This window comes from Roseibium sp. RP-7, from assembly GCF_053005225.1.
In genome coordinates, this window is sequence record NZ_JBRKQA010000001.1 from 1,225,697 (window position 1) to 1,250,392 (window position 24,696).

18 protein-coding genes are annotated in these 24,696 nt (G+C 59.7%); 14 read left to right on the forward strand and 4 right to left on the reverse strand.

The features are described from left to right. The first annotated feature begins 10 nt into the window (after nt 1-10). The 3 genes from ACVDG9_RS05595 to ACVDG9_RS05605 are packed head-to-tail and all read left to right on the forward strand — an operon-like array spanning nt 11 to nt 2,922. Complete coding sequence (locus ACVDG9_RS05595; protein WP_447237455.1) at nt 11-1,033, forward strand: ligase-associated DNA damage response exonuclease; 1,023 nt, start codon at nt 11-13, stop codon at nt 1,031-1,033. Between the two features lie 52 nt (nt 1,034-1,085). Beyond that, nucleotides 1,086-1,529: a DUF6841 family protein gene (locus ACVDG9_RS05600; protein WP_023001766.1), complete on the forward strand. Its 444-nt coding sequence runs from the start codon at nt 1,086-1,088 to the stop codon at nt 1,527-1,529. Then, nucleotides 1,522-2,922 (forward strand): right-handed parallel beta-helix repeat-containing protein, encoded by a 1,401-nt coding sequence (locus ACVDG9_RS05605; RefSeq protein ID WP_447237457.1) that lies wholly within the window; start codon nt 1,522-1,524, stop codon nt 2,920-2,922. The genes ACVDG9_RS05600 and ACVDG9_RS05605 overlap by 8 nt, the downstream gene beginning before the upstream one ends. 48 nt (nt 2,923-2,970) lie before the next feature. Here the strand turns inward: ACVDG9_RS05605 and ACVDG9_RS05610 are convergent, their stop codons facing one another. Beyond that, nucleotides 2,971-5,088: a DEAD/DEAH box helicase gene (locus ACVDG9_RS05610; RefSeq protein ID WP_447237458.1), complete on the reverse strand. Its 2,118-nt coding sequence runs from the start codon at nt 5,086-5,088 to the stop codon at nt 2,971-2,973. A gap of 395 nt (nt 5,089-5,483) precedes the next feature. On the opposite strand from ACVDG9_RS05610, the gene ACVDG9_RS05615 reads away from it, so the two are divergent. Further along, nucleotides 5,484-7,139 carry a cisplatin damage response ATP-dependent DNA ligase gene (locus ACVDG9_RS05615; RefSeq protein WP_447237459.1) on the forward strand — a complete coding sequence of 552 codons (1,656 nt, stop codon included), beginning with the start codon at nt 5,484-5,486 and terminating at the stop codon, nt 7,137-7,139. Nucleotides 7,140-7,303: 164 nt separating this feature from the next. Continuing rightward, nucleotides 7,304-7,846 carry a hypothetical protein gene (locus ACVDG9_RS05620; protein ID WP_447237460.1) on the forward strand — a complete coding sequence of 181 codons (543 nt, stop codon included), beginning with the start codon at nt 7,304-7,306 and terminating at the stop codon, nt 7,844-7,846. A gap of 80 nt (nt 7,847-7,926) precedes the next feature. On the opposite strand, the gene ACVDG9_RS05625 is transcribed toward ACVDG9_RS05620, so the two are convergent. After that, the gene (locus ACVDG9_RS05625; RefSeq protein WP_023001760.1) at nt 7,927-8,796 is read right to left on the reverse strand and encodes a thioesterase family protein; all 870 of its coding nucleotides are present in this window, start codon (nt 8,794-8,796) and stop codon (nt 7,927-7,929) included. Between the two features lie 455 nt (nt 8,797-9,251). Here ACVDG9_RS05625 and ACVDG9_RS05630 point away from each other — a divergent pair, with 455 nt between their 5' ends. Then, a complete protein-coding gene (locus tag ACVDG9_RS05630; protein ID WP_023001759.1) occupies nt 9,252-9,935 on the forward strand; it encodes a response regulator transcription factor in 684 nt (227 codons plus the stop codon). 265 nt (nt 9,936-10,200) lie between these two features. After that, entirely contained in the window at nt 10,201-12,693 is a 2,493-nt protein-coding gene (locus ACVDG9_RS05635) for a putative bifunctional diguanylate cyclase/phosphodiesterase (protein WP_447237461.1), read from the forward strand. A 44-nt stretch (nt 12,694-12,737) separates the two neighbouring features. On the opposite strand, the gene ACVDG9_RS05640 is transcribed toward ACVDG9_RS05635, so the two are convergent. Next, nucleotides 12,738-16,259, reverse strand: a complete 3,522-nt coding sequence (locus tag ACVDG9_RS05640) for a PAS domain-containing hybrid sensor histidine kinase/response regulator (RefSeq protein ID WP_031269641.1) — start codon at nt 16,257-16,259, stop codon at nt 12,738-12,740. A 274-nt stretch (nt 16,260-16,533) separates the two neighbouring features. On the opposite strand from ACVDG9_RS05640, the gene ACVDG9_RS05645 reads away from it, so the two are divergent. From ACVDG9_RS05645 to ACVDG9_RS05665, 5 genes are all read left to right on the forward strand, one after another. Further along, nucleotides 16,534-17,706 (forward strand): pyridoxal phosphate-dependent aminotransferase, encoded by a 1,173-nt coding sequence (locus tag ACVDG9_RS05645; protein WP_168685971.1) that lies wholly within the window; start codon nt 16,534-16,536, stop codon nt 17,704-17,706. Nucleotides 17,707-17,783: 77 nt separating this feature from the next. Continuing rightward, nucleotides 17,784-18,971 (forward strand): two-component system sensor histidine kinase NtrB, encoded by a 1,188-nt coding sequence (locus tag ACVDG9_RS05650; RefSeq protein ID WP_023001754.1) that lies wholly within the window; start codon nt 17,784-17,786, stop codon nt 18,969-18,971. Between the two features lie 7 nt (nt 18,972-18,978). Beyond that, nucleotides 18,979-19,596, forward strand: coding sequence for a response regulator transcription factor (locus tag ACVDG9_RS05655; protein WP_023001753.1), 618 nt, complete (start codon nt 18,979-18,981; stop codon nt 19,594-19,596). 142 nt (nt 19,597-19,738) lie between these two features. Continuing rightward, nucleotides 19,739-20,095, forward strand: coding sequence for a response regulator (locus tag ACVDG9_RS05660; protein WP_055658168.1), 357 nt, complete (start codon nt 19,739-19,741; stop codon nt 20,093-20,095). Nucleotides 20,096-20,450: 355 nt separating this feature from the next. Continuing rightward, entirely contained in the window at nt 20,451-21,164 is a 714-nt protein-coding gene (locus ACVDG9_RS05665) for a Crp/Fnr family transcriptional regulator (protein WP_023001751.1), read from the forward strand. A gap of 129 nt (nt 21,165-21,293) precedes the next feature. On the opposite strand, the gene hemN is transcribed toward ACVDG9_RS05665, so the two are convergent. Next, nucleotides 21,294-22,667, reverse strand: coding sequence for an oxygen-independent coproporphyrinogen III oxidase (gene hemN, locus ACVDG9_RS05670; RefSeq protein WP_447237462.1), 1,374 nt, complete (start codon nt 22,665-22,667; stop codon nt 21,294-21,296). A gap of 92 nt (nt 22,668-22,759) precedes the next feature. On the opposite strand from hemN, the gene ACVDG9_RS05675 reads away from it, so the two are divergent. Together ACVDG9_RS05675 and ACVDG9_RS05680 are read left to right on the forward strand one after the other, a co-directional pair. Then, the gene (locus ACVDG9_RS05675; RefSeq protein WP_447237463.1) at nt 22,760-23,506 is read left to right on the forward strand and encodes a glutathione S-transferase family protein; all 747 of its coding nucleotides are present in this window, start codon (nt 22,760-22,762) and stop codon (nt 23,504-23,506) included. Between the two features lie 100 nt (nt 23,507-23,606). After that, complete coding sequence (locus tag ACVDG9_RS05680) at nt 23,607-24,656, forward strand: AbrB family protein (protein ID WP_075281397.1); 1,050 nt, start codon at nt 23,607-23,609, stop codon at nt 24,654-24,656. Nucleotides 24,657-24,696: the final 40 nt, after the last annotated feature.

Here is a 24,696-nt window from a genome sequence, read left to right on the forward strand (position 1 = left end):
CTAGCGACGGATGTCCGATCTACTGACGCTGACACCCGAAGGCCTCTATTGTCCTGAAGCAGGTGTCCATATCGATCCCGTCCGCCCGGTCGAAAGGGCGGTCATCACGCATGGCCACGCAGATCATGCACGTTCGGGCCATGGCGCGGTTTTGGCAACGGGCCAGACCCTCGACATCATGGCAATCCGCTATGGCGAGAACTTCTGCGGATCGGTGCAGGCGATCGGATATGGCGAGACGTTGAAGCTTCGGGATGTCGAGATCTCGCTGCACCCTGCAGGTCATGTACTTGGCTCTGCACAGGTTCTGCTGTCATCTGCCGGGCGGCGAACCGTCGTATCGGGAGACTACAAACGGCAGGCAGACCCGACCTGCGCGCCTTTCGAAGTGGTGCCCTGCGATACCTTCGTTACCGAGGCGACCTTCGGTCTGCCGGTGTTTCGTCATCCCCCGGCGCGAGAGGAGATTGCCAAGCTGCTGTCGTCGCTGGAGCTGTTTCCGGAGCAGACCCATCTGGTCGGTGCCTATGCGCTCGGCAAGGCGCAACGTGTTCTCGCAGAATTGCGGGCGGCCGGTTACCAAAAGACGGTCTACCTTCACGGCGCATTGGAGAAGCTGACGGCCTATTACCGAAGCCAGGGGATCGAACTTGGCGATGTCGAACCTGTCGGCCAGCGCGGCAAGGAGCTTGCCGGTGAAATCGTCATGTGTCCGCCCGGCCAGCTCTCGGACCGTTGGTCCCGCCGGTTCGGCGACCCGGTCGCGGCAATGGCCTCGGGGTGGATGCGTGTTCGGGCGCGGGCGCGTCAAAGAGGGGCAGAGTTGCCTCTGATCCTGTCCGACCATGCCGACTGGGACGACCTTTGCCGCACCATTCTGGAAACGGGTGCCGAGCAGATCTGGGTGACCCATGGCGCGGAGGAGGCACTTGTCCACTGGTGCGAATTGAATGGACGAAACGCCCGTCCGCTCAATATGATAGGCTATGACGACGGCGAGGACGCCGACGTTGCGCGGGCCGCACAAGGCTGATCCGGCCCACGCGAAATTGCGGCATTTATTTCCTTTTGGGGGAGAGGCAGTCATGGCGGACGACGGTGAATTTGCAGGTGCCGGCAACGGCCAGACAAACGGCGCCGGGGCTGGTGCCAACGGCGAAGCCGAAGAGGCGATTGCACAGCTCTTTGACGACTATCAGGCCGGCTTCAACGATTATGACATCGACAGGATCTGCGACTGCTTCGCCCTGCCGACCATCATCTGGCAGCACGAGAAGGGGCATGTCTTCAACGACGACGAGGAGTTGATCGAGAACATCGAAGCGCTCCTTCAGGCATTGGAGAAGGAAGGCGTGTCCCATTCGGACTTTCACGTCGTATCCAGCCACGTGAGCGGCTCGGTCGCACTGGTGACCCTCGACTGGAGCCAGGAAACGGCGGACGGCGAAGCCGTGTTCGAGTTCACCTGCCATTATCAGCTTATCCAGGACGGAGCGGATTGGGTTATTGCCTGCATCGTCAATGAATAGAACGACGGGCCGGAGGGCAGGGTGCCTTGCCCTGCCGATCCTTTGCCTGCTTTCGGTCCTGTCGGGAACCGCAGCGGGCGAAACGCAGGCTATCTATGGGGCATTGACGCCAGCACCGGAAACCTTGCGAGCCTGCACACTTCCGGAGATGACGCCTGGCAAGGTGTTGCTGGAGACCGATTGCCGTTATACGGAACCGGTCGTCATCTCCTCCGACAACATCCTGCTGGATTGCCGCGGTGGCACCATCACGGGCATGCACCGGCGCGGGATTACCATTCGGCCAGGCCTGAAAAACATCACCATTCGCGATTGTCGCCTCGACGATACCGGCGGCATCCTGATTGAAGGTCAAACGCCGCCGGATGACGCGGCGGCGCGGGACGAGGCGCGGGCAAATTCGTCCCAAGGAGTTGTGCTCGACCATCTGACCATCACCAAGTCCTACATGACGGGCGTCTTTGTCGATCACTACGTCGTCGGTGCGACGATCCGTAATTCCATCGTTGCCGATGGTCATCATGTCGGCATCTATCTGGAGCATGGGTCGCAGAAGAACGTCGTTTCCGGCAATCTGATCCGCAACAATGGCCTCTTCACCAACAAGGGTATCCGGCGCATCGGCCCGACCCGCCGCGAAGGCCTGTCCGTGGATGGATCCGCGTACAATCTGATCGAAAACAACATCTTCGACAGCAACGCTTTCGGCGGCATCTTTCACTACAAGAACTGTTGGGAGTTCCACACCACCAACCCGGAAAGCCGACCACGCCTGCAAGGATCGGACGGCAATGTCATCCGCGGCAACGTCTTTCGGAACATGGACATCGGCATCTGGGTTGCCTCGCGCCAGGCGCGCGATCTGGTGATGTGGGATTGCGGCGACAAGAGCCCTTACGACAGTCCGGTTTCACTGGCCCCGATGATGGGCGACCGCCCATGGGGGCAGTCCGACACTTTTCTGGGGTATCACTTCAACCCGGAACTCATCGCCGGTTTTGTCGACAAGAACGCGCTTGCTCCCAGATGGCCGTTTCCGATGGAGCTGCACCTTTACGAGGATTTCGCCGAAGACAACACGTACCAGGACAACTGCTTCGAGAACCTTGTCACGGGCATCCGGATCGAGGACGACGGCAACACGGTCCGGGACAATCTGTTTGTGGGAGACTTCGAATACCTTTATCTCGGCAGTCCGTTCCGGGCAAAAATGCTGAACCGGCCGATAGAGGGAACAGTGATAGAAGGCAACAAGAATGCCTCTCCCTCGTCGCGAAGCTTCCTCCAGAACAGCTTTCTGGCCGATGACGAGCACAAGGACACTGTCATCGTCCAGCCCGATGCTGGTTCATCCGCGCCTGCGCCGGATACCTGCAAGACGGGACAGACCTAGACCGGTTCAAATGAAAAAAAGCCGGTGACACGGGTCACCGGCTTTCTGTCAGGGCTTTGTTTTCGAGGCCTTGCGCTCGGCGCGCGACGGCTTGTTTTTCTTTGCGGCCTTTTTCTTTGGCGGCGCGGAGTTGGCAGCCGACCGGGTCCGCGGCTTGCGCCGATCGCCGTCCGGGCCATCCGCGGCACGTTCCTTGCGCTTGGGAGCGCGGTCGCCGCCGTCGAGGTCGCGAGCCAGTTCCTTGGTGTTCAGAGGCTCGTAGGCAGGGTGGTGCGGCACAAAATCGTCGTCACCGGACCGGCGGCGGGATTTGCCACGAGGTCCGTCAAACTTGCCGCGCGGCCCGTCGAATTTGCCTTTGGGACCGTCGAACTTGCCTCTGCCTTCGCGCTTCGGCCGGCCGGATTTCATGCTGTCTTCGGCACCGAGGCTTTCATAATCCGGTGCATCTGCACCACGCGGACGGCGCTTGGGCGGGCTGGAACGGTCGGACCGATCACGGCGGAAGCCGTCCTCCTTCGGCGGGGCAGGGATCTTTCCGCCACGTGCATCAAGCAGTGTGATGGTGGCATTTTCCTCGCCCGTGCCTTCGCGCTTGACCACATCGGCGAAGCGCTGGCCATGACTGCCGGCGATTTCGAAGTAGAGCTCGTTCTGGAAGATCTTGATCGCGCCGACTTCCTTCTTGGTGACGTGACCGGCACGGCAGATCATCGGAAGGATCCAGCGCGGTTCTGCGCGCTGGCGGTGGCCGAGCGACAGCGAGAACCAGATGCCGTCTTCGAACTTGCCGGTGATTTCCGCGTTGCGACCGCCGCGCGAGCCGGCGTCCCTGCCTCGAAGCGAGGTCTCATCGAGATCGGAGACTTCTTCCGGAGCGGGCAGACGCGACTGACGCAGCTTGACGAAGGCGGCAGCAAGCTGTTCCGGGCTGTGAAGCGCAAGCAGCTCGTTCGCGATCGCCAGTTCTTCTTCTTCCAGTTCCACCTTGAGTGCGGGATCGGCCAGAAGCCGTTCCTTGTCCTTGGCACGAATGTCGTCGGCGGTCGGAGCACCCTTCCAGGTCGCCGTGATGCCGGCAAAATGCAGCACGCGCTCTGCCTGGCGGCGGCGCGGGAAGGGAACCATGAGCACACAGGTGCCCTTGCGGCCGGCACGGCCCGTACGGCCGGAGCGGTGCAACAGGGCGGCCTTGCCTGTCGGCAGGTCGGCGTGGATCACCAGATCGAGGTTCGGCAGGTCGATACCGCGTGCGGCAACGTCGGTTGCCACACACACACGGGCGCGGCCGTCCTTCATCGCGGCCAGTGCGCTGGAGCGCTGCTCCTGGCTGAGTTCGCCGGAAAGTGACACGATGGAGAAACCGCGGTTCGCAAGGCGCGATGTCAGCCGGCTGACAGCTTCACGCGTCGAGCAGAAGACGATTGCCTTTTCCGCTTCATGCTGGCGCAGCACGTTGATGATGGCGTTTTCGCGCTCGTTCGGGGCAACCGGATGCGCGACGTAGTCGATATCGCCGTGCTGTTCGCGAGCGTTGATGGTCGACAGGCGAACGGCATCCTTCTGGAAGCGCTTGGCGAGTTCTGCAATCGGCTTCGGAACCGTTGCTGAGAACATCAGCGTGCGCCGGTCCTGCGGCGCGGTATCCAGAATGAATTCCAGGTCTTCGCGGAAGCCCATGTCGAGCATCTCGTCGGCTTCGTCGAGCACGACAGCCTTGATCTCCGACAGGTCCAGTGCGCCACGTTCGATATGGTCGCGCAGGCGGCCAGGCGTTCCCACGACTATATGAACACCGCGTTCCAGCGTCCGCCGTTCGGTGCGCGGGTCCATGCCGCCGACACAAGAGGCCGTTACGGCACCGGCTTCATTATAAAGCCAGGTCAGTTCTTCCTTCACCTGAAGGGCAAGTTCGCGGGTCGGGGCAATGGCCAGCGCAATGGGAGCGCCTGCCTGGCCGAGACTGTCCTGGCCGTCAAGCAGCGTCGGGGCAAGTGCGAGGCCAAAGGCAACGGTCTTGCCGGACCCGGTCTGCGCAGACACCAGAAGGTCGGCTTCCGGCGGAGCGTCGCTTAGAACGCTTTCCTGCACGGAGGTGAGGTTTTCATAGCCACGTTTCGCCAGCGCGGCCTTCAGCGCCGGGGCGAGAGAAGTCAAATCGGTCATAGAAATCTTTCAACTGCTCCGGATCTTCTGCATGCCAGTCAGCAGTCTACCGGATAGGGCCATCCAGTCATCGGCCCATGGATGGCCGCGGCTTATACAGGCATTTTTCCTTGCCGTCCATCCCGCATTTTTCAGGCGTGAAAGTGGTGCGCTGGCAAAAACAGCAGCGTTTCTACACAGTGCGCCAGATGCCGAGAGATGACACAAGCGCGCTATTGTTCCTCGTAGCCGGTCATCTTGTGGGGTGTTGACCAATTATCTTATGCCGTTGCTAAATTGAACTCTGCCTGGAGCCGGTGTTAGCTTTCAGCCCGCATTGAGATGGTAAGCTGAATTTTTTTGTCTATGACGTAAGAGCTTGCAGTCCGGGCGCTTTCGCGGTTCGTATAGCGCTTATGCTGGCTTTTTCCCATCTGCTCGACCGGCTTTCGCTGGAACCCAGGCGCCTCGCCAAGGAAGCGCTCCTGATCCGTTATTTCCAGGAGGTCGCGGATCCGGACCGGGGCTTTGCCCTAGCCGCACTGACAGGCGGGCTGAGTTTCAAACACGCCAAACCGGCCCTGCTCAGGGCTTTGATCGGCGAGCGGACGGACCCGGAGCTGTTTGCGCTTTCCTATGATTTTGTTGGTGACCTGTCCGAGACCATTGCGCTGATGTGGCCGCAGGCTGCAAACGGAGAGGTTGCCCTGAAAGAAGCTGCCCCCAGCCTGTCCGAAGTGGTCAAGCGGCTGGAAGGGGCCGGAAAGAGCGAAGTGCCCGGTTTGCTGACCGACTGGCTGGACACGCTGGATGAGACCGGCAGATGGGCCCTTTTGAAACTGGTGACGGGCGGTTTGCGCGTTGGGGTATCTGCGCGCCTTGCGAAAACGGCCGTGGCGAAGCTCGGTGGACTGGACGTTGCTTCCGTAGAAGAGGTCTGGCACGGGCTGGAGCCACCCTATGAAGCACTGTTTGCCTGGGCGGAAGGACTGGCCGGACAACCGCAAACATCCGATCCCGCACCATTCCGGCCGGTGATGCTGGCGCACCCCCTGGACGAGGACAGGGACACGGAGCTTCTGGACGCGGAGGACTTTGCGGTCGAGTGGAAATGGGACGGCATTCGCGTTCAGGCGGCAGCCGGTCTGACAGCGCGTGGCGACCGCGTACGCCGCCTGTTCAGCCGGACCGGTGAAGACATATCCAGGGCCTTTCCCGATATTCTGGATTTGCTGACATTCGACGCCTGCATTGATGGCGAATTGCTGGTGGTGTCGGACGGTCAGGTGCGTCCTTTTGCAGATCTGCAAAAACGCCTCAACCGCAAGACCGCCGGGCCAAAGCTGATCCGCGAATACCCGGCAGCGATCCGTGCCTACGACCTGCTCAGTGTCGGCGGAACCGATTTGAGGGAGCTGCCGTTTGCAGAACGGCGCAAGGCGCTTGAAGCCTTTATCACCGGATTGCCGGAGGGAAGCATCGATCTGTCGCCCATGGTGAAGGTAACCGGATGGGAGGAAATCACCTCCGCGCGCGCCGATCCCCATGCCCATCTGCCTCCTGCCGACGCCGAGGCCGTTGAAGGCTTGATGCTGAAGCGGTGGGATGCGCCCTATGTCACCGGCCGGCCGAAGGGATTGTGGTTCAAGTGGAAACGGGAACCCTACCTGATCGATGCCGTGCTGATGTATGCGCAGCGCGGCCACGGCAAACGCTCATCCTTCTATTCCGACTATACCTTCGGTGTCTGGCGTGACGGGGAGGCGGGAGCCGAGCTGGTTCCGGTCGGCAAGGCATATTTCGGCTTTACCGATGAGGAATTGCGTGAAATCGACCGCTACGTGCGCAACAACACCATCAATCGGTTCGGACCGGTGAGGGAAGTCGTTCATAGCGCTGAAAAGGGGCTTGTGCTGGAGGTCGCCTTTGAAGGACTCAACCGGTCCACCCGGCACAAGTCCGGTGTAGCCATGCGTTTTCCTCGCATTTCCAGGCTGCGTTGGGACAAGCCGACGGCTGAGGCCGACAGGCTGGAAACGCTTCAGGCAATGTTGCCAGGCGAAGAAGGGTAATTCGGTGTTCGACAACTCGCTTTTGAAAACCCGCCCTTAAGTCGTGCTTTGGCCATGGAAATATGGCACCCATGGCAAGATACAAACGGCCAGACGCTTGTGCCCCTGTTTCAACTGAAATGCCTGGGGTGCGAAAGCGCGAGGCCGGCAACCGGAGAGGCAATATGACGATCCGCAACAAATATCTGGCTCCCGTGTTCAGCGGGCTGGCCGTGGCTGTTCTTCTGGCCCCGGCAGCTGTCGCCCAGGACAGCGTCTCCCCTGAAACCGCAGACGCAGTGACAAAGGGACAGGCGGACCGCTTTTCCCTGGTCAGGGTGGATGAGGATATCCTCAGGGTGGACCGGCAGAACGGGACCGTCTCCATTTGCAAGGAGCAGAGCGACGCATGGCGCTGCAATCCGGTGCCGCTGGCAGAAGATGCCTATCTTGCTGAAATCAACGAGCTGGCCGGTGAAGTGGATCGCCTGACCGCCCGTGTGGAGGAGCTGGAAGGCAATGGCGTAAAGTCCGACAAGCAATTGCCACCCGGTTCCGCACTTGATCGCCCAAAAGCACCCGGCTCCAGTCAGGGTGGACGCAGCCCATCGACAACCGAGGAAGATGAGGAACTGGAAAAGGTTCTGACTTTCACAGAAAGCGCCATGCGTCGTTTCTTTGGCATGGTTCGCGATCTGCAGAAGGACTTCGAAGGCGAAGCCAACTGATCGCCTGAAGTCAGGTTAAAAAATAGCGTGTCCCTGCCAGGGGCACGCTGTGTCCGGCAAAGTTCCTTGGCCCGGAGACGTCAGTCGATCAGCATCTTGTTGATGCTCTGATAGGCTTCATCCGGCTGTTCCACGGCAACACGCCTGGTCAGATCCATCGTCAGCGCGACAACATCCAGGACGGCGGCGAGACGGTTCGTCCGTGTTTCAAACAGGTGATGGCGCATCGAGAAGGTCTTTGGATTGACGCCGGTAAAGCCGGAAACCACCAGCATTGCGTCGCCGGTCTTCAGCGGTGTGATCCAGGTCAGCTTCATTTCAACGGCCACCCGGCCGAAACCGTTTTCCGTCAAATAGGCGTGTGTCATCGGCGTACGCTGCCAGACATGGGCTACGCCGTCCGTGCAGCAGGACAGCGCAAATCTGTCATCGGCCTTGCCGTCCGGACCGATATCGCGTGGCAAAACGGTCCCCCGATAGACGATCTGGGCGCCTTTCGACTGCAGGGCCGCAAGCGTCGCGCGCGCATTTGCCGGTCCGGCGGAAATCCCCCTTGGTCCGGCCTCTGCAATCATTGGCGTCTGGAAGTCGCGGAAGCGCTGGCGCAAGGTCTTCGCGGCGCTGGCGCTCGGCTCATATCCGTCGAGAGCTGTTGCTGAAAGCGTTCCCGTGGCGGCGTCGCGCATTTCGTGAATGACAGTGAGCATATGCGGGCCGTCGAAGGCGATGCTGGAGTGAACCGTGATCAGGTCTCCCGTGCGCATCTCCTTGTGGTAGCGCACGTGGCGCACCCGGCGAGCCCCCACGACGGTTTCGCTCAAGCCGGTCATCAGCCGGAACTGGCGATCTGCTTCCTCGAAGCGGCTGAAGTAGAACTGGACGTTCAGATGATCGTTTTCGTCACATTCCCAACGGTTCACAAATGAAAACAGCGTTGCCTGAATTGTCATAATTGCTTCGTGCACTCAGTGATTTTTGATTATGTGATGTGTATTGGACAGGTCATTTGTTGCTGTCTTTGCATTGATTATCAACAAGAAATGTAGATTCTGGAAAATTAGTTCAGGCAACGTTGAGGAAGTGGGTAAAATGAAAAGATCAACTGCTGCGGCGTGATTTAAACTTTAGGTTGTTTTTGTTGGTGGTTCTAACTTGACTATTTTTCTTGCGCCTAAAGGCAGCCTATTTGCCGTGCCAGCAGCGAATGCGCAGCGCGTGAACATGGAGTGTTGGTCAAAAGCATGGTTTGACTTGCGCGTAACCCATGTTGCAAACATACTTCACAATGGCCGCAACAACGGGGCTTCGCCATAAAATCAAGAAGCGAGCGGGTGCAGGATGACTGCGACGCATGGCTCTGGCGGAACCTGCGGGCCAAACGGACCGTTGAGGGAGGAATAACAACGTGTCGGCGACATCGTATCGGTTCATCATCGCGGATGATCATCCCCTGTTTCGGGGTGCTCTGCGTCAAACGCTCGAAACACAATACCCCGATGCTGTGATCGAGGAAGCCGGTGCGTTGGAGGACGTTACGGCCAAGCTGGAACAGGATGGCGAAGTCGATCTCATCCTGCTTGATCTGTCCATGCCCGGCATGCGCGGTTTTTCCGGGCTTATGTACTTGCGGGCCCAATATTCCGGCGTTCCTGTGGTGGTGGTCTCGGCCAATGAAGATCCGCAGGCCATCCGGCGCGCGGTTGAATTCGGAGCTTCCGGCTTCATTCCGAAGTCTCACGGGATCGATGTCATTCGCGAGGCGATTTCGGAGGTCATGTCCGGCAACATGTGGACCCCGCCGGATGTCGACCTTGCCGCCGACGATGGCAGCGGTGATCTGGTCCAGCGCCTTGCAACGCTTACCCCTCAGCAGGTTCGTGTTCTGATGATGCTGTCCGAAGGTCTTCTGAACAAGCAGATTGCCTACGAACTGTCCGTTTCGGAAGCGACCGTAAAGGCCCATGTATCCGCGATCCTGCAAAAGCTTGGCGTGGAAAGCAGAACCCAGGCCGTTATTGCAGCGTCCAAGATCGAGGCCGGGCAGTGGCAGGTTGGCGGCGAAACTGCCGAGGCTGCCCAGGCTCAGTAACGCCTGGCACACGCGCCACGTTACTTTCTGGCTGGTCCACCTGGAAACGGTCTCCAATGCGGGAGACCGTTTTCTGCTTTGCGTGCTGAGATCGACCTGCCCGGATGCAATTTCTGTAGGCCTTCAGGGCGAGCTTTCCAGTCAGGATTGCAAAAACATAGCGGAATCCAGACCACCGTTTTTACCGTAATTTCAGGGAATGGCTGTAACCGTCATTGCTGCGGGGCGCTGCCACGCAGAGTGCGAGTAGCCACCCGGAGAGAAAATGCGGTCCAGCTTCAATTGGCGACTGATCTTCAAGACGATCGGCATGGCCTTCGTGTTGCCCGGTCGTCAGCTCAAGGTGGACTTCCAGTCTGACGCGAACACGCAGACCGGACAGCAGGAAAGCAATCCTGTTCGCGCCTTCATGCTCGCGTTCGGCCACCCGGTGGTCGACGAACTCCTCGCCCGCAAGGTACGTGCAGCGCAGATCGCGAGCATCGCGCGCCTGACACCCTTTATCGTGCTGGCAAACGTCGTCAACGTAATCGTCATTACGCTCGCGTTTCAGCACTTCATGCCGTTCAGTTTCATTGCCGTCTGGATTGCGGCCATTGGAGCTTTTCTTGCCTACACCCTGTTCAAGTGGCTGAAAGCGAACAGGTCGCCAATTCATCTTGCCTCGCGGCGATCTCTGAACAAGGCGGTCTTGCACGCGACGATTTTCAGTGGCCTTTGGGCGGTCGTTCCAATTGCCGCATTCGGCTATGGCGATCCCGACGGCATCTGGATTGCCTCCTGCGTTACCACCGGCATGCTGTGCGGAGGCGGTTTTACGCTGGCAACCGTGCCGCAGGCAGCCTTTCGCTGGGTCGCGATCCTGTTCCTTGCATCGCTCGTATCATTCGCAATCGGACGCAGCGCGGAGCTGTGGCCGCTGGTCTTCCTGTTGAGCAGCTACACGCTGGTGGTGGTCGGCAGCGTTGCTTCGGCAGGCTGGCTGTTTGCCTCCCATTTCCTTGCCGAAGCCGAGCTGGAACAACGCGGTGAACTGATCGCTCTGCTGCTGAACGAGTTCGAGGAAAAGTCCAGCGACTGGCTCTGGAAATCGGATAGCCACGGTAATCTGCATTCCATTTCCGACCGATTCTTACATGCCAGTGGCCGGGACCGGGCGGAACTGGAAACCATGCGCATGGTCGATCTGGCCTATTCCCTGGACGAGAACGATGCGCGGTCCGCCGTGACCAGGCTGGAAAACGCCATGAAGCGTCAGCAAGCCTTCCGCGAAATCGTCATCGGGGTGGACGTGAACGGCGAGGAGCGCTGGTGGTCCCTGGCAGCACGTCCGGTCTACGACGACCATGGTTCCTTTACCGGTTACCGCGGTGTTGCTTCCGACATCACCGAAGCCCGCAGGGCAAGCGCCCTTGTTTCTCACCTGGCCGAGCACGATTCCCTGACGGGGATCGGCAATCGGAGCTGGTTCCTGAAACAGGCCGAGGCGCAACTGGAAGAGCAAAACCAGAACGGCCAGAACACACTGACGCTGTTCCTCATTGACCTCGACAATTTCAAGGTCGTGAACGATACCAGCGGCCACCCGGCAGGGGATGAACTTCTGCGGCAGGTCGCAAGCCGGTTTACCGCCCTTGGCGAAGGCAGAACGATGCTCGCGCGTTTCGGTGGCGATGAATTCGCCGCGCTTGGCCGTTTCGTCAGCGATCAGGCGGCTCTTGCATTTGCCGAGGAACTGGTTGCCGTGACACGCAAGCCTTTCCGGATTGGCCGTCGCGACTTCGCCATTGGTGCCACCGTCGGGTTCACCCGTCTGTGCGACAGCAAGGACACTGTCGACGATCTGATGCGCAAGGCTGACATTGCGCTTTACAAGGCAAAGGAAGGTGGCCGGGGACGGTCGCTTGCCTTCGAGCAGGACATGGAGCGCGAGGTCCGCGAGCGCCGCGAACTGGAATCGGATCTGCGCGAAGCATTCGAATACGGCAAGCTCAATGTCGATTTTCAGCCGATCGTGGACGCCCGGTCCGGCAAGGTGGTGTCCAGCGAGGTCCTGCTCCGCTGGCTGCATCCCGAGCGTGGTGAGGTGCCGCCGGACGTGTTCATTCCGATTGCCGAACACGCGGGTCTGATACTGCCGCTCGGCAGTTGGGTTCTGAGGAAAGCCTGTGCAGCGGCAGCCCAATGTCCCGAACTGGAGAGCGTTGCGGTCAACCTGTCGCCGGTCCAGTTCATGGATCCAAATCTGGTGGAACAGATCCTGACCGTGCTGCAGGAAACGGGGTTCCCGCCGGAACGCCTTGTCCTGGAAATCACCGAATCCGTGTTCCTGCGCGACTTCGGCACAGCATCGATCAAGCTGCAGAAACTGCGTGACCTTGGTATCCGCATCGCGCTGGACGACTTTGGTACGGGCTATTCGTCTCTTTCGTATCTGCGGCACTACAAGTTCGACAAGATCAAGATCGACAAATCCTTCGTCGATGAAATCGGCGAACGCAGCGACGGTCTGGCGATCATCTCTGCAGTCATTGCGCTTGCGCATAACCTTGGTCTGGAAGTCACGGCAGAAGGCGTGGAGCGCCAGTTTCAGGTGGATGCTTTGCGCACGCTCGGCTGCGACACCATGCAAGGCTATTACTTCGGCAAGCCGGATCCCAATCCGATGCGGGTCGCCCAGATTCGCAGGGAAGATTGGCAGGACCGTTCGCCGAGCACCGCGCCGAAGAACCCTGGAGCGCTCCGCTCAGCTTCCTGATGCATTGGTGCTGACAGCGTTCGGGACCCGGGCTCCAACGCGGCTTATTCGGCCGCCTGGCCTGCCTGGCAGCGGGCCAGATGGGCACGCAGGGCAGCCGGTTTCAGCGGCTTGTTGAAGAAGGCGATGTCCTTTTCCTCGGCTTCCGTGCGCACAGGGCGGCTCCGGTCCGCGGTGATCAGGATCGCGGGGATCTGGCGACCGAATTTCCATCTCAGTTTCAAGATCGCCTCGATACCGGTCCCATTGTCGAGGTGATAGTCCGCCAGTATGACGTCCGGCGTCAGGCCGGCTTTGCTGAGCTCGTTTGCCGCCTCCACGTCATCGGCAGCTGCAATCACCTTGCAGTTCCAGTTCGTCAGCAGGTGGCGCATGCCGCTCAGGATGTCCGGCTCGTTGTCGATGGCCACAACGCAAAGACCATCAAGCTGGCCAGCCATGGTTGGGGCCTGCGGAATGGGAACGAGATCGGGCATGTCCGCGGAACGAGGCAGTTCGACCGAGAAGCACGAGCCCTTGTTGGCTTCCGAGCGGAGTTCAACCGGATGGTTCAGAACGTGGCTGATGCGCTCGACAATGGACAAGCCTAGCCCCAGCCCCTTTGCAACGCGCATGCCGTCATCCAGCCGGTGAAACTCCTGGAAAATCGCCTTCTGCTTGCTTTTCGGGATGCCCATGCCCGTGTCGTGAATTTCCACGATCACCCGATTGCCGCGTCGGCGGCACCCCACAAGGACGCGGCCTGACTGAGTGTATTTCAAAGCGTTCGAAACGAGGTTCTGCAGCAGGCGCCGCATAAGGCGTCTGTCTGTCCGCACCGAAAGGGACGTCGGCACGATCCGCAGTTCCAGCCCCTTTTCCTTGGCGACAGGCTGGAAATCGAGATCGATTCCGCGCAGCAGTTCGTCCAGCCGGAAGACCGTCGGTTCCGGTTTCAGGGCGCCGGTGTCGAGCCTGGAAATATCGAGGACGGCGCCGAGAATGTCCTCGACCGATTCCAGTGCCATTTCCACATTGCGGACCAGCGAGCCGTCGTCGCCGTCCTTAAGCTTGTCGACCAGAACCGAGGCGTAAAGACGAGCGGCATTCAGAGGCTGCAGGATGTCATGTCCGGCCGCTGCCAGGAAACGGGTCTTGCCGATATTGGCTTCTTCCGCGGCGTGGGTGGCCTCCACCAGGCGCTCGTTGACGTGGGTGAGTTCTTCCGTGCGTTCCCTGACCCGGCGTTCCAGCGTCTCGTTGGCGCGGGCGAGCGCTTCTTCCGCCAGAACCCGCTCGGTGATGTCTGTATAGGTGGTCACGATGCCGCCGTCGGGCATCGGACTGATGCGGACTTCGAACACCGCTCCGCTTGATTCCAGTTTTTCCTGAAAGGTTTCCTGGATCAGCACCAGCTTCTCGATCCGGTCGGCGACGATCGCCTCCACAGGCCCGGGGCCATGCTCGCCCCGTTCCGCGTTGAAACGCAGGATCGCATCCAGTGTGGTGCCGACCTGACCATATTCGGCAGGCAGTCCCAGCAGGTCGCGGAACTGCCTGTTCCAGCAGATCAGGCGCAGATCCCGGTCGAACACTCCGATGCCCTGGCGCACCTGATCGAGTGCCGTCTGCAGCAGGTCGCGGTTGTACTGAATGGCGATGGAGGCGTCGTCGAGCAGCTTCACTGCGCCCTTGGTCGACGGGTCGTGCCGCTTGAGCATCAAGGTCAGCACAAGGCGCGACGAGGCCGCTCCAATGGCACTTGCCAGAAGCTGCTCGGAAAAGCGCAGCAGGTTGGCGTCCGCCAAAGTTTTCGGATCGAGTTCGATACCTCGTTCGCTCGCAAACCGCCGGAACGAACGGGCTGTCCGCTCTTCGCCGAGATAGCGCGCGACGGTTGCCTGCAAGTCTCCGGCGGTAACGGACGTACGCCAGTAACGCAGGCTGGGGGAGGGCGCGAACTCGGCCGGTACGAAGACGTTTGCCTGAAGGGTTTCCGCAGGCAGAGGCTTTCTCAGGAAAGAGCCGCCAACAAACAGGACAATGTTGACGAAAAGGCTCCACAGGGTGCCATGGATGAACGGATCCATGGTGATCCCGAGCAGGGCTTGCGGGTTCAGTTCGCTAATGCCGAACGGGCCGGTTTCCAGGAAGCCGTCGGAAATCAGGCCGGATTTGGCGAAGGTCGGTAGCAGCAGCGTATAGGCCCAGAAGACAAACCCGCCGCTCAACCCGGCGATGGCCCCCAGAGACGTGGCCCGGCGCCAGAAGAGGGCGCCGACGAAAGCGGGAGCGAATTGCGCGATTGCGGCGAAGGACAGAAGCCCGATGGAAACGAGCGCCGCGGTATTGCCGGCCGCCTTGTAGTAGGCATAAGCCAGCAGAAGGATGCCGAAGATGGCGAGGCGGCGGATCGTCAGCAGCCGGTCGCTCATGTCCTGGCCGCCGATGTTGACGATGTCGTCCTCGCTGTGCCGGCGCAGCAGGAGCGGCACAACGATGTCGTTGGAAATCATGATGGCCAGCGCAACCGTCGCCACGATGACCATGGCCGTTGCCGCCGAAAGGCCTCCGATGAAGGCAAAGAGGGCAAGCCACGGGTGTCCGGCGTCTATGGGCAGGGCCAGAACGAAGGTGTCCGGATTGACGTCCTGTCCGAAGCGCAGCAGGCCGGCAGCTGCAATCGGGATCACGAACAGGTTGATCAGCACCAGATAGAGCGGAAACATCCAGGTCGCGCGGCGCAGCTCGGCGTCTGAATTGTTCTCCGTCACCGTGACGTGGAACTGGCGCGGCAACAAGAGCACCGCAAAGGCCGACAGGCACGACATGACGAGCCAGTTGCCGATGTTCAGCGGTTTTTCGAAAATCTGCGCGACTTCAGGCGCTTCCGAGATGGAACGGATCAGGTCGACCGGGCCGTCGAAAAGCGAGTAGGTGACCCAGAAGCCGACCGCGAGAAAGGCGATGAGCTTGACCACCGCCTCGGCTGCGATCGCCAGCATCAGCCCTTCCTGGTGCTCCGTCGCGTCAATGTGTCTTGTTCCGAACGCCCAGCTGAAGATGGCCATGCCGAGGGCAATCAGCAGGGTGACGTCATCGAACACCGGCGTGAAGATGTCACCGGGGGAGATCAGCGGGCCGATCATGGTGGTGATCGACAGCGACACGGCTTTCAGCTGCAGGGCGATGTAGGGAATGACGCCAATGACCGCAATCAGTGTGGCAAGTGCTGCGACCGACTGGCTCTTGCCGTACCGCGCGCCGATGAAATCGGCGATCGACGTGATGCTTTCTGTCTTGGAGATCTGGATGATCCGCTGCAGCAGCGGATAACCGAGCGCGAAAACAATCAAGGGGCCGATATAGATGGTCAGGAATTCGATGCCCGTCCGGCTGGCGTTGCCGACTGAGCCGTAGAAGGTCCAGGACGTACAATAGACCGAAAGCGACAGGGCGTAGATGAAGGGGCGGCCGCCCGTACGCGACGAATACCGGCGCGGCATCCGGTCGCCGAAGCTGGCGATGGCGAACAAGCACAGGATGTAGGCCGTTGCGGCCAGTATCACGAGCCATCCATGCAGCATGATCTGGTAACCGTCCTCCCGAGCGGCATGGGTTCCGTCGGCCTCTTGTCGGGCCGGCTCGAACCTGTTTCCCGGCAACCCCTTACGCTGCCTTGTCCGATCCGACCACAGCCAAATCGATCTGTCTATTCGCCTTGCGACTGATCTGCTTTCGAGGCTTTCCCAAGGTATGTGAATTGATCACCTTCGGTGAAGTCTTCTTCACATCCTTTCATGGAACATTGGCAAGCAAACCCGATAAGGTGGCGCCAATTGACAATGAAGGATCTGCCACGTGACCAGCCTGATCGAGCGATTGAGCCCGGAAGCCAGAACCGCACCTGAAAGCGGTATCGTCGAAGTTTTCAATGCCGGACGTGACCGGAAAGATCTGATCCCGCTCTGGGCAGGCGAAGGCGATCTGCCGACGCCCGAGTTCATCCGCGCAGCCGCAAAAGCGTCGCTCGACCGGGGCGAGACGTTCTACACATACCAGCGCGGCATCCCGCAGCTGCGCGAGGCACTGGCGGCCTATCATCAGGATCTTTACGGCAAGCCTTTCTCGCCGGAACGATTCTATGTGACCGGATCGGGCATGCAGTCCATTCAACTCGCCGTGCAGGCGGTTGCAGGAGCCGGGCGCGAAGTGATCGTGCCGACGCCGTCCTGGCCGAACATATCGGCTGCCATCGAAATTCACGGGGCGCGTTCGGTCAGTGTGCCGATGCGGGAGGAGGGCGACGGCTGGCGGCTGGCCATTGAGGACGTCGAAGCAGCGATCACGCCGCAGACGACCGCTCTCTTCCTGAACTCGCCCTGCAACCCGACCGGATGGGTTGCAAGCGAAGACCTCTTGAAGGCTTTTCTGGATCTCGCGCGAAAGCATGACCTTTGGATCATCGCGGACGAAATCTATGCACTGTTCTATTACGGGGAAGGGGAGCGTTCGCCCTCCTTCTACGATATAGCCGAAGAAGACGACCGCATCATCTTCGTGAATTCCATGTCCAAGAACTGGGCAATGACCGGGTGGCGGGTCGGCTGGATCTCGGCGCCGCCGGAACTCGGCCAGGTGTTTGAAAACCTGATCCAGTATTCGACGTCGGGTGTTCCGTCCTTTTCGCAGTGGGGCGCCGTTGCCGCCCTGACCGAAGGGCGCACGTTCCTGCAGGAGCAGGTCGCACGTGCTCGCAAGGGGCGTGACTGTGTTCTCAAGGGATTGCAGGGCCTTAACCGCGTGAAGGTGCTGCCACCCGACGGCGCGTTCTATCTCTTCTTTTCCATTGAGGGCGTCACGGACACACGCAACTTTGCGCTGGACCTTGTTCGCCAGACAGGTGTGGGTCTTGCACCGGGCACTGCGTTCGGCAAGGGCGGTGAACATCACCTAAGGTTATGCTATGCCCGGCGCGAGGATCACCTGGAGGAAGCAGTGCGTCGAATTAGCACTTGGATACCAGAGATTTAGAGCCCTGACGGGTTGCTGGCCTACGGGAAAACCCTTAAACCTAGACGGGACGAGAATTCCATTTGGGTGCGGGGACGGTGGGCGACGACGTTTTAGATCACGATGATGACAATGCAGCCGTAACGGAAGCGCGTCTTGCCAGTGTTTTCGATACCGCGGCCGACGGCATTGTCGTGATCAATGACCGTGCGCAGGTGCTGGCCTTCAACAAGGCCTGCGAACGGCTTTTCGGCTATGAAGCCGCGGACCTTCTGGGACGCAATGTCAACAGGATCATGCCTGCAGAATATGCCAACGCGCATGATCACTACGTGAACAACTATCTCACCACCGGTCATAAGAAGATCATCGGTATCGGCCGCGAGGTCCAGGCCCGCCACAAGGACGGCACGGTCTTTCCCATCGAGCTGTCTGTCGGTGAGGCATGGACACCGGCCGGACGACAATTCATCGGCATCCTGCGCGACCTGCGCTCGCGCCGACAGATGGAAGACCGGTTGGCCAAGACCCAGGCACAGCTTCTCCACATGACCCGGATCAGCGCACTGGACGAAATGGGCGCGGCGATTGCGCATGAGCTCAACCAGCCGCTGACAGCTGTACTGCTCTACCTGCAATCCGTATCGCGCAAAACCCGTGCCGACAAATCCCTGGATCCCTTCATCATCGAGGTTATCGACAAGGCGGTACGCGAAGCCGAGCGGGCGGGAGAAATCATCCAGCGCATGCGTCAACTGGTGGAAAAGAAAACGCCCAATCGCCAGTCGATCGAAGTGCGGGACTTTGTCACCAGCTGCCTGGAAATGGCGGAACTCGGCAGCGGCAATGGCAGATCGATCATGAAGGCCGAGATCGCAAGAGGACTGCCGCCACTGATGGCCGACCCGGTGCAGATTCGGCAGATTCTCATCAACCTGCTGCGCAATGCGCGCGAAGCGGTCTGCGATCAGGCCGACCGCAAGGTAGTGCTGGCCGTATGCCGGAATGGAGATCGCCTGGAATTTCGGGTTACGGACAACGGCCCGGGCGTTCCCGAAGAGCTGGTTGACAACCTGTTCCGGGCCTTTACGGGTGCCAAGCACAAGGGGGTTGGCCTGGGCTTGGCGATATCCCGTTCGATTGCTCAAAACCATGGTGGTGATTTGCGTCTGGAAAAGGGGGCAAACGGACGAGGAGCCTCCTTCGTGTTGTCTTTGCCAATAGACCCGCCCGAAGAAGATGTTGCAGAAAGAGCCGAAACGAACGGTTCGAAAGAAATGAGCTGAGGAAGTGATGGACATGAAAGCTGACGCGGAGGCCATATACATCGTTGATGATGATCCGGCGGTGCGCGACGCCCTGTCGGTGCTTTTCAATATGGAAGGCTATGTGGTCGAAACCTTCTCGGATGGCGACACTTTCGTGCAGTCTGCAAGCAAGGCTGTTCCTGCCTGTGTCATGCTGGATGTCCATATGCCTGGGCGCTCCGGTATCGAGATTCTCAAGGCGCTGAATGCCGAACACTATCCGGCGCCGATCTTCATCATTTCCGGCCAGGGCGACATTCCGATGGCTGTTGAAGCCATTCGCAACGGCGCCTTTGACTTCGTGGAAAAACCGTTTTCCGCCGAAACCGTGCTGGAGCGGGTGAAGGAAAGCATCGCCATCACCAAGCAGCGTCAGGACGAGGTCGTCACGGCCTCCTTCCAGGGAGCGGATCTGCTGACCCGCCGTGAGCTGGAAGTCTTGAAGGAAATCACCGACGGAGCTTCCAACAAGGAAGCCGGTCGCACTCTTGGAATCAGTCCGAGAACGGTAGAAGTGCACCGGGCGCGCATCATGGAAAAACTGGGCGCACGCAATGCGGCGGATCTCGTTCGCATTGTTTTGGGCCACTCCGCCTCGGGATAAGCCGGGTTCAGGCGAACGGCTGGAATGCTTTTCCGGATGACCGGCATGCCGAAACGTATTTCTGCGTACATCCGGCAAGCAAAATATCGCGTATGTATGATTGATCGTCTGCGTTGGGGGCAGGCTTTGAGGATCTACATTCGTGGTTGTTCACATTGTTGAAGATGATGAAGCAGTCGCCGATGCATTGGCGATTGCGCTCGAAGATCTCGATCATCATCCGATAACTTACAAAGATGCGGAGAGTTTTTTCGCCGGCGGTATTCCTTCGTCGGACGATTGGGTGATCGTTGACATCGGTCTTCCCGACAGATGCGGCACGGATGTCGTTCGTGAACTCATGGGCCTGCCAACACCTCCGAGCATCCTTGCCATTTCCGGCAAGTCGAGAGTGAACCTGTTGCAGCAAATTCGTGAGCTTCCGGGGCTCAAAATTCTGAGGAAACCGCTGTCGATAGACATGCTGACGGCGGCCATGGCTCAGAAGGCGATCATCTGATCTCTCCGCCTGTTTGACCCAATTTCAGAAAATTGAGTGTTCGAGATTGAGCGCTGCCGATTTTGGCGGGCGTCGGCTTCGCGCGCCCGAAACGCGCAGGCAGTCCCGGCCTGATTAGACCTTAGTCGGCTGCGTCGTTACGGCTCATATGTAGTTTATCTTACGCAGTCGACCGAATTACGTTGTGTGCACTCCGCGTTTTAGAGTGCATCCTGCAAGCTGCGGGGTGTCGGACGGGACACCTGCAAGCAGTGGTCGATTTTTCGAGCGGTGCGGAAATGGAAGCACCAAGGAATGGAGATCACCCGCTGACGTAGCAAATGAAGGCCGTGCCACAGGCACGAAGGAGGGACATATGGCTTATTTCGACGCGGGTACCCCCGGCCAGGGCGCAGCACCAAGAATGACAGGTGCTCCCATCTGCACACCCAGCAAGACATCGTTTTCGGAATTTGGCGGCAAGGCTGTCCAATACGACACCCATGCGGTGATCTATTACGAAGGCGATCCCGCAAAGCGGCTCTATGAGTTGGTGAAGGGCTCGGTGATGCTTTACAAGCTGCTGCCGGACGGACGCCGCCAGGTTGTCGAAGTCCTTCGTCCCGGTGACATTTTCGGTCTTGCGGGCAGTGACGAGAACGACTGCACCGCCGAAACACTCACCAATGCCGAAATTCAGGAAATCGATCTGAAGCAGGTCGAACGTTCCGATGCGCTTCAGCGCACGCTCACCAGATGCCTGACCAACCAGATGCGCGTGCTGCACGAGCATGCCGTTCTGCTTGGCCGCAAGTCCGCTGTCGAACGGGTTGCAAGCTTTCTGATGCATCTCGTTCCGGATCGCGGTGGTGTCGGCTGCGTTGGGCCGATTGACGACAGCGACGACGGGTTCGACCTGAGACTGCACATGACCCGGCAGGAAATCGCCGACTATCTGGGTCTGACCATCGAGACTGTCAGCCGCGTTGTGTCCGATCTGAAGCGCCGGGGCGTTATCCGCGTCGACCGCGCCGACCAGATCCATCTCAACAAGGTCTGCAGCCTCTGTCAGATGACAGGTATGCACTGATCCGTTGCTTTATAGTCGACCTGGAAAGGGCTGCGATTTTCGCGGCCCTTTTTGTTGTCGATCTTCGGCGATCCGTAAGCTGGCAAGTTCGGTATTCGGCCCCAGGGTTTCGCCTTGGGGCCATTTTCTTCAAACCGCGGCAGAATGCCGGGCCTTGCCACTTGCCTGGCTCGCCGCCAGATAGGCGTCAAAGGCTGCAGCTGCGAGACGTACGTAAGGCCGTCCGGTCTCAGTTACCTCAACCCTGGCTGTTTCATTGTCCACTTCCAGACGGACCAGGCCGTCGGCGGCCAGGTCCTGCAAGGCATCGAAAGCATCGTTCAAGTGGCTTGTCGGCAGGCCGAATGCGCGGCAGGCCGGCACGAGATCGCAGGCATAGTTGGTCATCAGCTCTTCGATGATCCGTGCCCGCAAACGGTCGTCGGCAGAAAGCGCCAAGCCCTTGGATACCGGCAATTCGCTCGCCATGATTGCCCGGCGCCAGTTGCCGACATCAGACATGTTCTGAACATAGCCGGCAGACAGACGTCCGATAGAGGAGACGCCGAAGCCAACGAGTTGTTCGCCCTGATCCGTCGTATAGCCCTGGAAATTGCGCTTCAGGGAGCCGTCCGAAAGGGCGATGGCCATGCTGTCGTCCGGCCGGGCAAAATGATCTAGCCCGATGGCGACATAACCGGCCTTGAGCAGTTCCGCGCGGGCGAGGTCCGCAAGGGCCAGCCGTTCGGCGGCATTCGGCAAGGTGCTTTCGTCAATCAGGCGCTGGTGCTTGCGCATCCAGGGCACATGGGCATAGCCGAACAGGGCAATGCGCCCGGGTGCCAGCGAGAGCGTCTTTTCCACCGTATCAAGTATCGTCTCCGGCGATTGGCCGGGCAATCCATACATCAGGTCGAAATTGAGCGCGGTGACACCGGCTGCTGTCAGAAACTCTACGGCCTGTTTGACGACCCTGTAGGGTTGAAGACGGCCGATGGCCTTTTGAACGTCGGGATCAAAGTCCTGAACGCCAAGGCTGGCCCGGTTCACTCCGATGATGGCCAGCGTCTCGGCGAGCTGTTCCGTAACAAGCCTCGGATCGAGTTCGATGGCATGTTCCAGGTCCGGTGCAAGGTCGAAATTGACACGCATCAGGCCGGTGAGGTCGATCAGGCTCTGCCGTGGCAGAAGGCTGGGTGTGCCGCCGCCCCAGTGAATGTGCCGGACAGGACCGGCATTCGGCATGTGCCCGGCAGCCAGATTGATTTCCTGGCCGAGTGTCGCTGCATAGGCCTTGAGCGGCGCATCCTGACGGGTCGCCTTGGTATGGCAGCCGCAATAATGGCAGAGCTCACGGCAATAGGGGACATGCAGGTACAGCGAAAGCGAGTCCTGCGGCGAAAGCGCCTTGAGCCAGTCCGCATAAACGCCGGCCGTTACGCCGTCATGAAAATGCGGTGCTGTCGGATAACTTGTATAGCGCGGTACGTTGCGCATGGCGTAGGAGAGCGGATCTTTCATCATGTGTCGATCTATCCGTCCTTCGCCCGGTCGTGCCTTGATATCGCTCAAGTCCAGCCGTTTGAAAGACACGCAATTCGATGGAGAGCTGTGGGTTGACCGATTTGCTTGCCGCAACTGAACCGACCCGGAAAGCTGAAGATCTGGAGCGCTATCGCCTGCATGGTTCGCCTGACAGCGCCAATTTCATTGTCAGGATGATACTGGAAGAACTGGGCCTGCCCTATGACTACGTGACTGTTGACAGGTTGATCTCCGAACAGAATTCGGAAGCATATCGGCGGCTCAATCCCCAAGGTTTGATCCCGGTTCTGGAAGTGCCGGGTCAGGATGCCCCCATGTTCGAAACCGCCGCGATCGCCTTGCATCTGGCAGACGCGCACGGCTGTCTGGCTCCGGCGCCGGCCTCTCCACAGCGCGGCCGATTTCTGAAATGGTTGTTTTTTCTCTCAAACACCCTGCATTCCGACCTTCGGATCTCCTTCAAGCCGGAAAGATACGTTCGCGACCCGGAGACGGCCTTGAGCCTTCACGCTGGGCTGACCCGCCGGATCGCCGGCAGTTTCGCGCATCTGGAAACTGAACTTGCCACTTGGAGTGGACCATTTCTCCTGGGACAGGACCTTTCCATCCTCGACCACTATCTTGCTGCCTGTGCCAGGTGGGCGCAGATCTATCGTAATGAGGGCAAGTGGTCCCTGGCGGCGACGCCCCACCTGCGCGCCCTGTGCGAACGGCTGGAAATGCGCCCGGCGATACACAGGGCCTGTGAACTGGAAGGAATTGAGGGTAAACCTTTCACGGAGCCCCGTCCTGTACAGTTGCCGGGGACAACCGCCTGATAAAATACAGGCCGTACATGTTGATCCATGCAATCAACCATGCGCTGGCCGATCAATCCATTTATAGCTCAAGGAGCCATTCCAAGCTCAACGGTTCCCGATGCCTGCCAATTCGTTTCAATCTGCCGCCGGAAGACTTGCGGTCACACTTCTCATTGCCGCTGCCGGAGGAGCAACATTCAACCTGTTCGGGCTTCCCGCGGCCTGGCTGTCGGGCGCCATGGTCTTCGTTGCCATCGCAACGCTTGCGCAAGTGCCGACGCTCATGCCGGTCCCGCTGCGAGATGCGCTCTTCGTCATGATCGGCATCTCCATGGGGGCGGGTGTCCATCCCGATATCGTTGACCGGGTGGCGGAGTGGCCGGTGTCCATGGCCATGCTGATCGCTGTCATGGTGGCGGTCACGTTCGCGGGCTACGCGGTTCTGCACTACGGGGCGAAATGGTCCAGGGAAACGGCCTATTTCGGTGCCATTCCCGGTGCACTTTCCTATGTCATAGCCCTCGCCACCGAACGAGGGGCGGACCTTCCCCGCATCGCTTCCAGCCAGTCCTTGCGTCTGTTCGTTCTGGTGGCGGTGCTGCCTTTCGCCGTTGTGTCCTCCGCAGAACCGGCGGGCGGGGGCAGCGGCACGATTTATGTCTCCGGTCTCAAGGACTTCCTGATCGGGATACCGCTCTGCCTCGCGGCAAGCTGGCTTGCCATCAAGGCCAGAGTTCCAGGTGGCGGTCTGACTGGGGCGTTTTTCATGAGTGCCGGCCTCAATGCATCCGGTCTCTTGGTCCTTGTCCTGCCGGGCTACATCGTGCTGCCGTGTTTTGTCATGATGGGCGCTCACATCGGTTGCCGCTTTGCCTCCATGACACTGCGCCAGTTTCTCAGCGTGCTCGGCGCATCCATGGCCGCCTTTGCCGCGGCGTTCCTGACCTCGCTTGCCGGGGCGTGGATCGTTGCCGAACTGGTGGACATTCCCTTTGGCCAGGCCCTGCTTGCCTATGCGCCTGGCGGACTTGAGGTGATGACGCTGCTCGCATTCATGCTGGATCTCGACCCCGCCTTTGTGGCTGCGCACCAGATCGCCCGCTTTACCGGAATGGTGCTGCTGCTGCCTTTCATCACCGGACTTGTTCTGGGGCGTCGAAGCAACTGATCCTGCTTAGCGGTCCTGAGTGCGGAACAAAGAACCGCCG

What these genes read in the sequence shown, in the direction of transcription:
- ACVDG9_RS05615 (WP_447237459.1), top strand. Translation starts at nt 5,484, where the DNA reads ATGCTGGCTTTTTCCCATCTGCTCGACCGGCTTTCGCTGGAACCCAGG.
- ACVDG9_RS05635 (WP_447237461.1), top strand. Translation starts at nt 10,201, where the DNA reads ATGCGGTCCAGCTTCAATTGGCGACTGATCTTCAAGACGATCGGCATG.
- ACVDG9_RS05620 (WP_447237460.1), top strand. Translation starts at nt 7,304, where the DNA reads ATGACGATCCGCAACAAATATCTGGCTCCCGTGTTCAGCGGGCTGGCC.
- ACVDG9_RS05595 (WP_447237455.1), top strand. Translation starts at nt 11, where the DNA reads ATGTCCGATCTACTGACGCTGACACCCGAAGGCCTCTATTGTCCTGAA.
- ACVDG9_RS05610 (WP_447237458.1), bottom strand. Translation starts at nt 5,088, where the DNA reads ATGACCGATTTGACTTCTCTCGCCCCGGCGCTGAAGGCCGCGCTGGCG.
- ACVDG9_RS05600 (WP_023001766.1), top strand. Translation starts at nt 1,086, where the DNA reads ATGGCGGACGACGGTGAATTTGCAGGTGCCGGCAACGGCCAGACAAAC.
- ACVDG9_RS05625 (WP_023001760.1), bottom strand. Translation starts at nt 8,796, where the DNA reads ATGACAATTCAGGCAACGCTGTTTTCATTTGTGAACCGTTGGGAATGT.
- ACVDG9_RS05655 (WP_023001753.1), top strand. Translation starts at nt 18,979, where the DNA reads ATGGACATGAAAGCTGACGCGGAGGCCATATACATCGTTGATGATGAT.
- hemN (WP_447237462.1), bottom strand. Translation starts at nt 22,667, where the DNA reads ATGATGAAAGATCCGCTCTCCTACGCCATGCGCAACGTACCGCGCTAT.
- ACVDG9_RS05680 (WP_075281397.1), top strand. Translation starts at nt 23,607, where the DNA reads ATGCCTGCCAATTCGTTTCAATCTGCCGCCGGAAGACTTGCGGTCACA.
- ACVDG9_RS05640 (WP_031269641.1), bottom strand. Translation starts at nt 16,259, where the DNA reads ATGCTGCATGGATGGCTCGTGATACTGGCCGCAACGGCCTACATCCTG.
- ACVDG9_RS05605 (WP_447237457.1), top strand. Translation starts at nt 1,522, where the DNA reads ATGAATAGAACGACGGGCCGGAGGGCAGGGTGCCTTGCCCTGCCGATC.
- ACVDG9_RS05665 (WP_023001751.1), top strand. Translation starts at nt 20,451, where the DNA reads ATGGCTTATTTCGACGCGGGTACCCCCGGCCAGGGCGCAGCACCAAGA.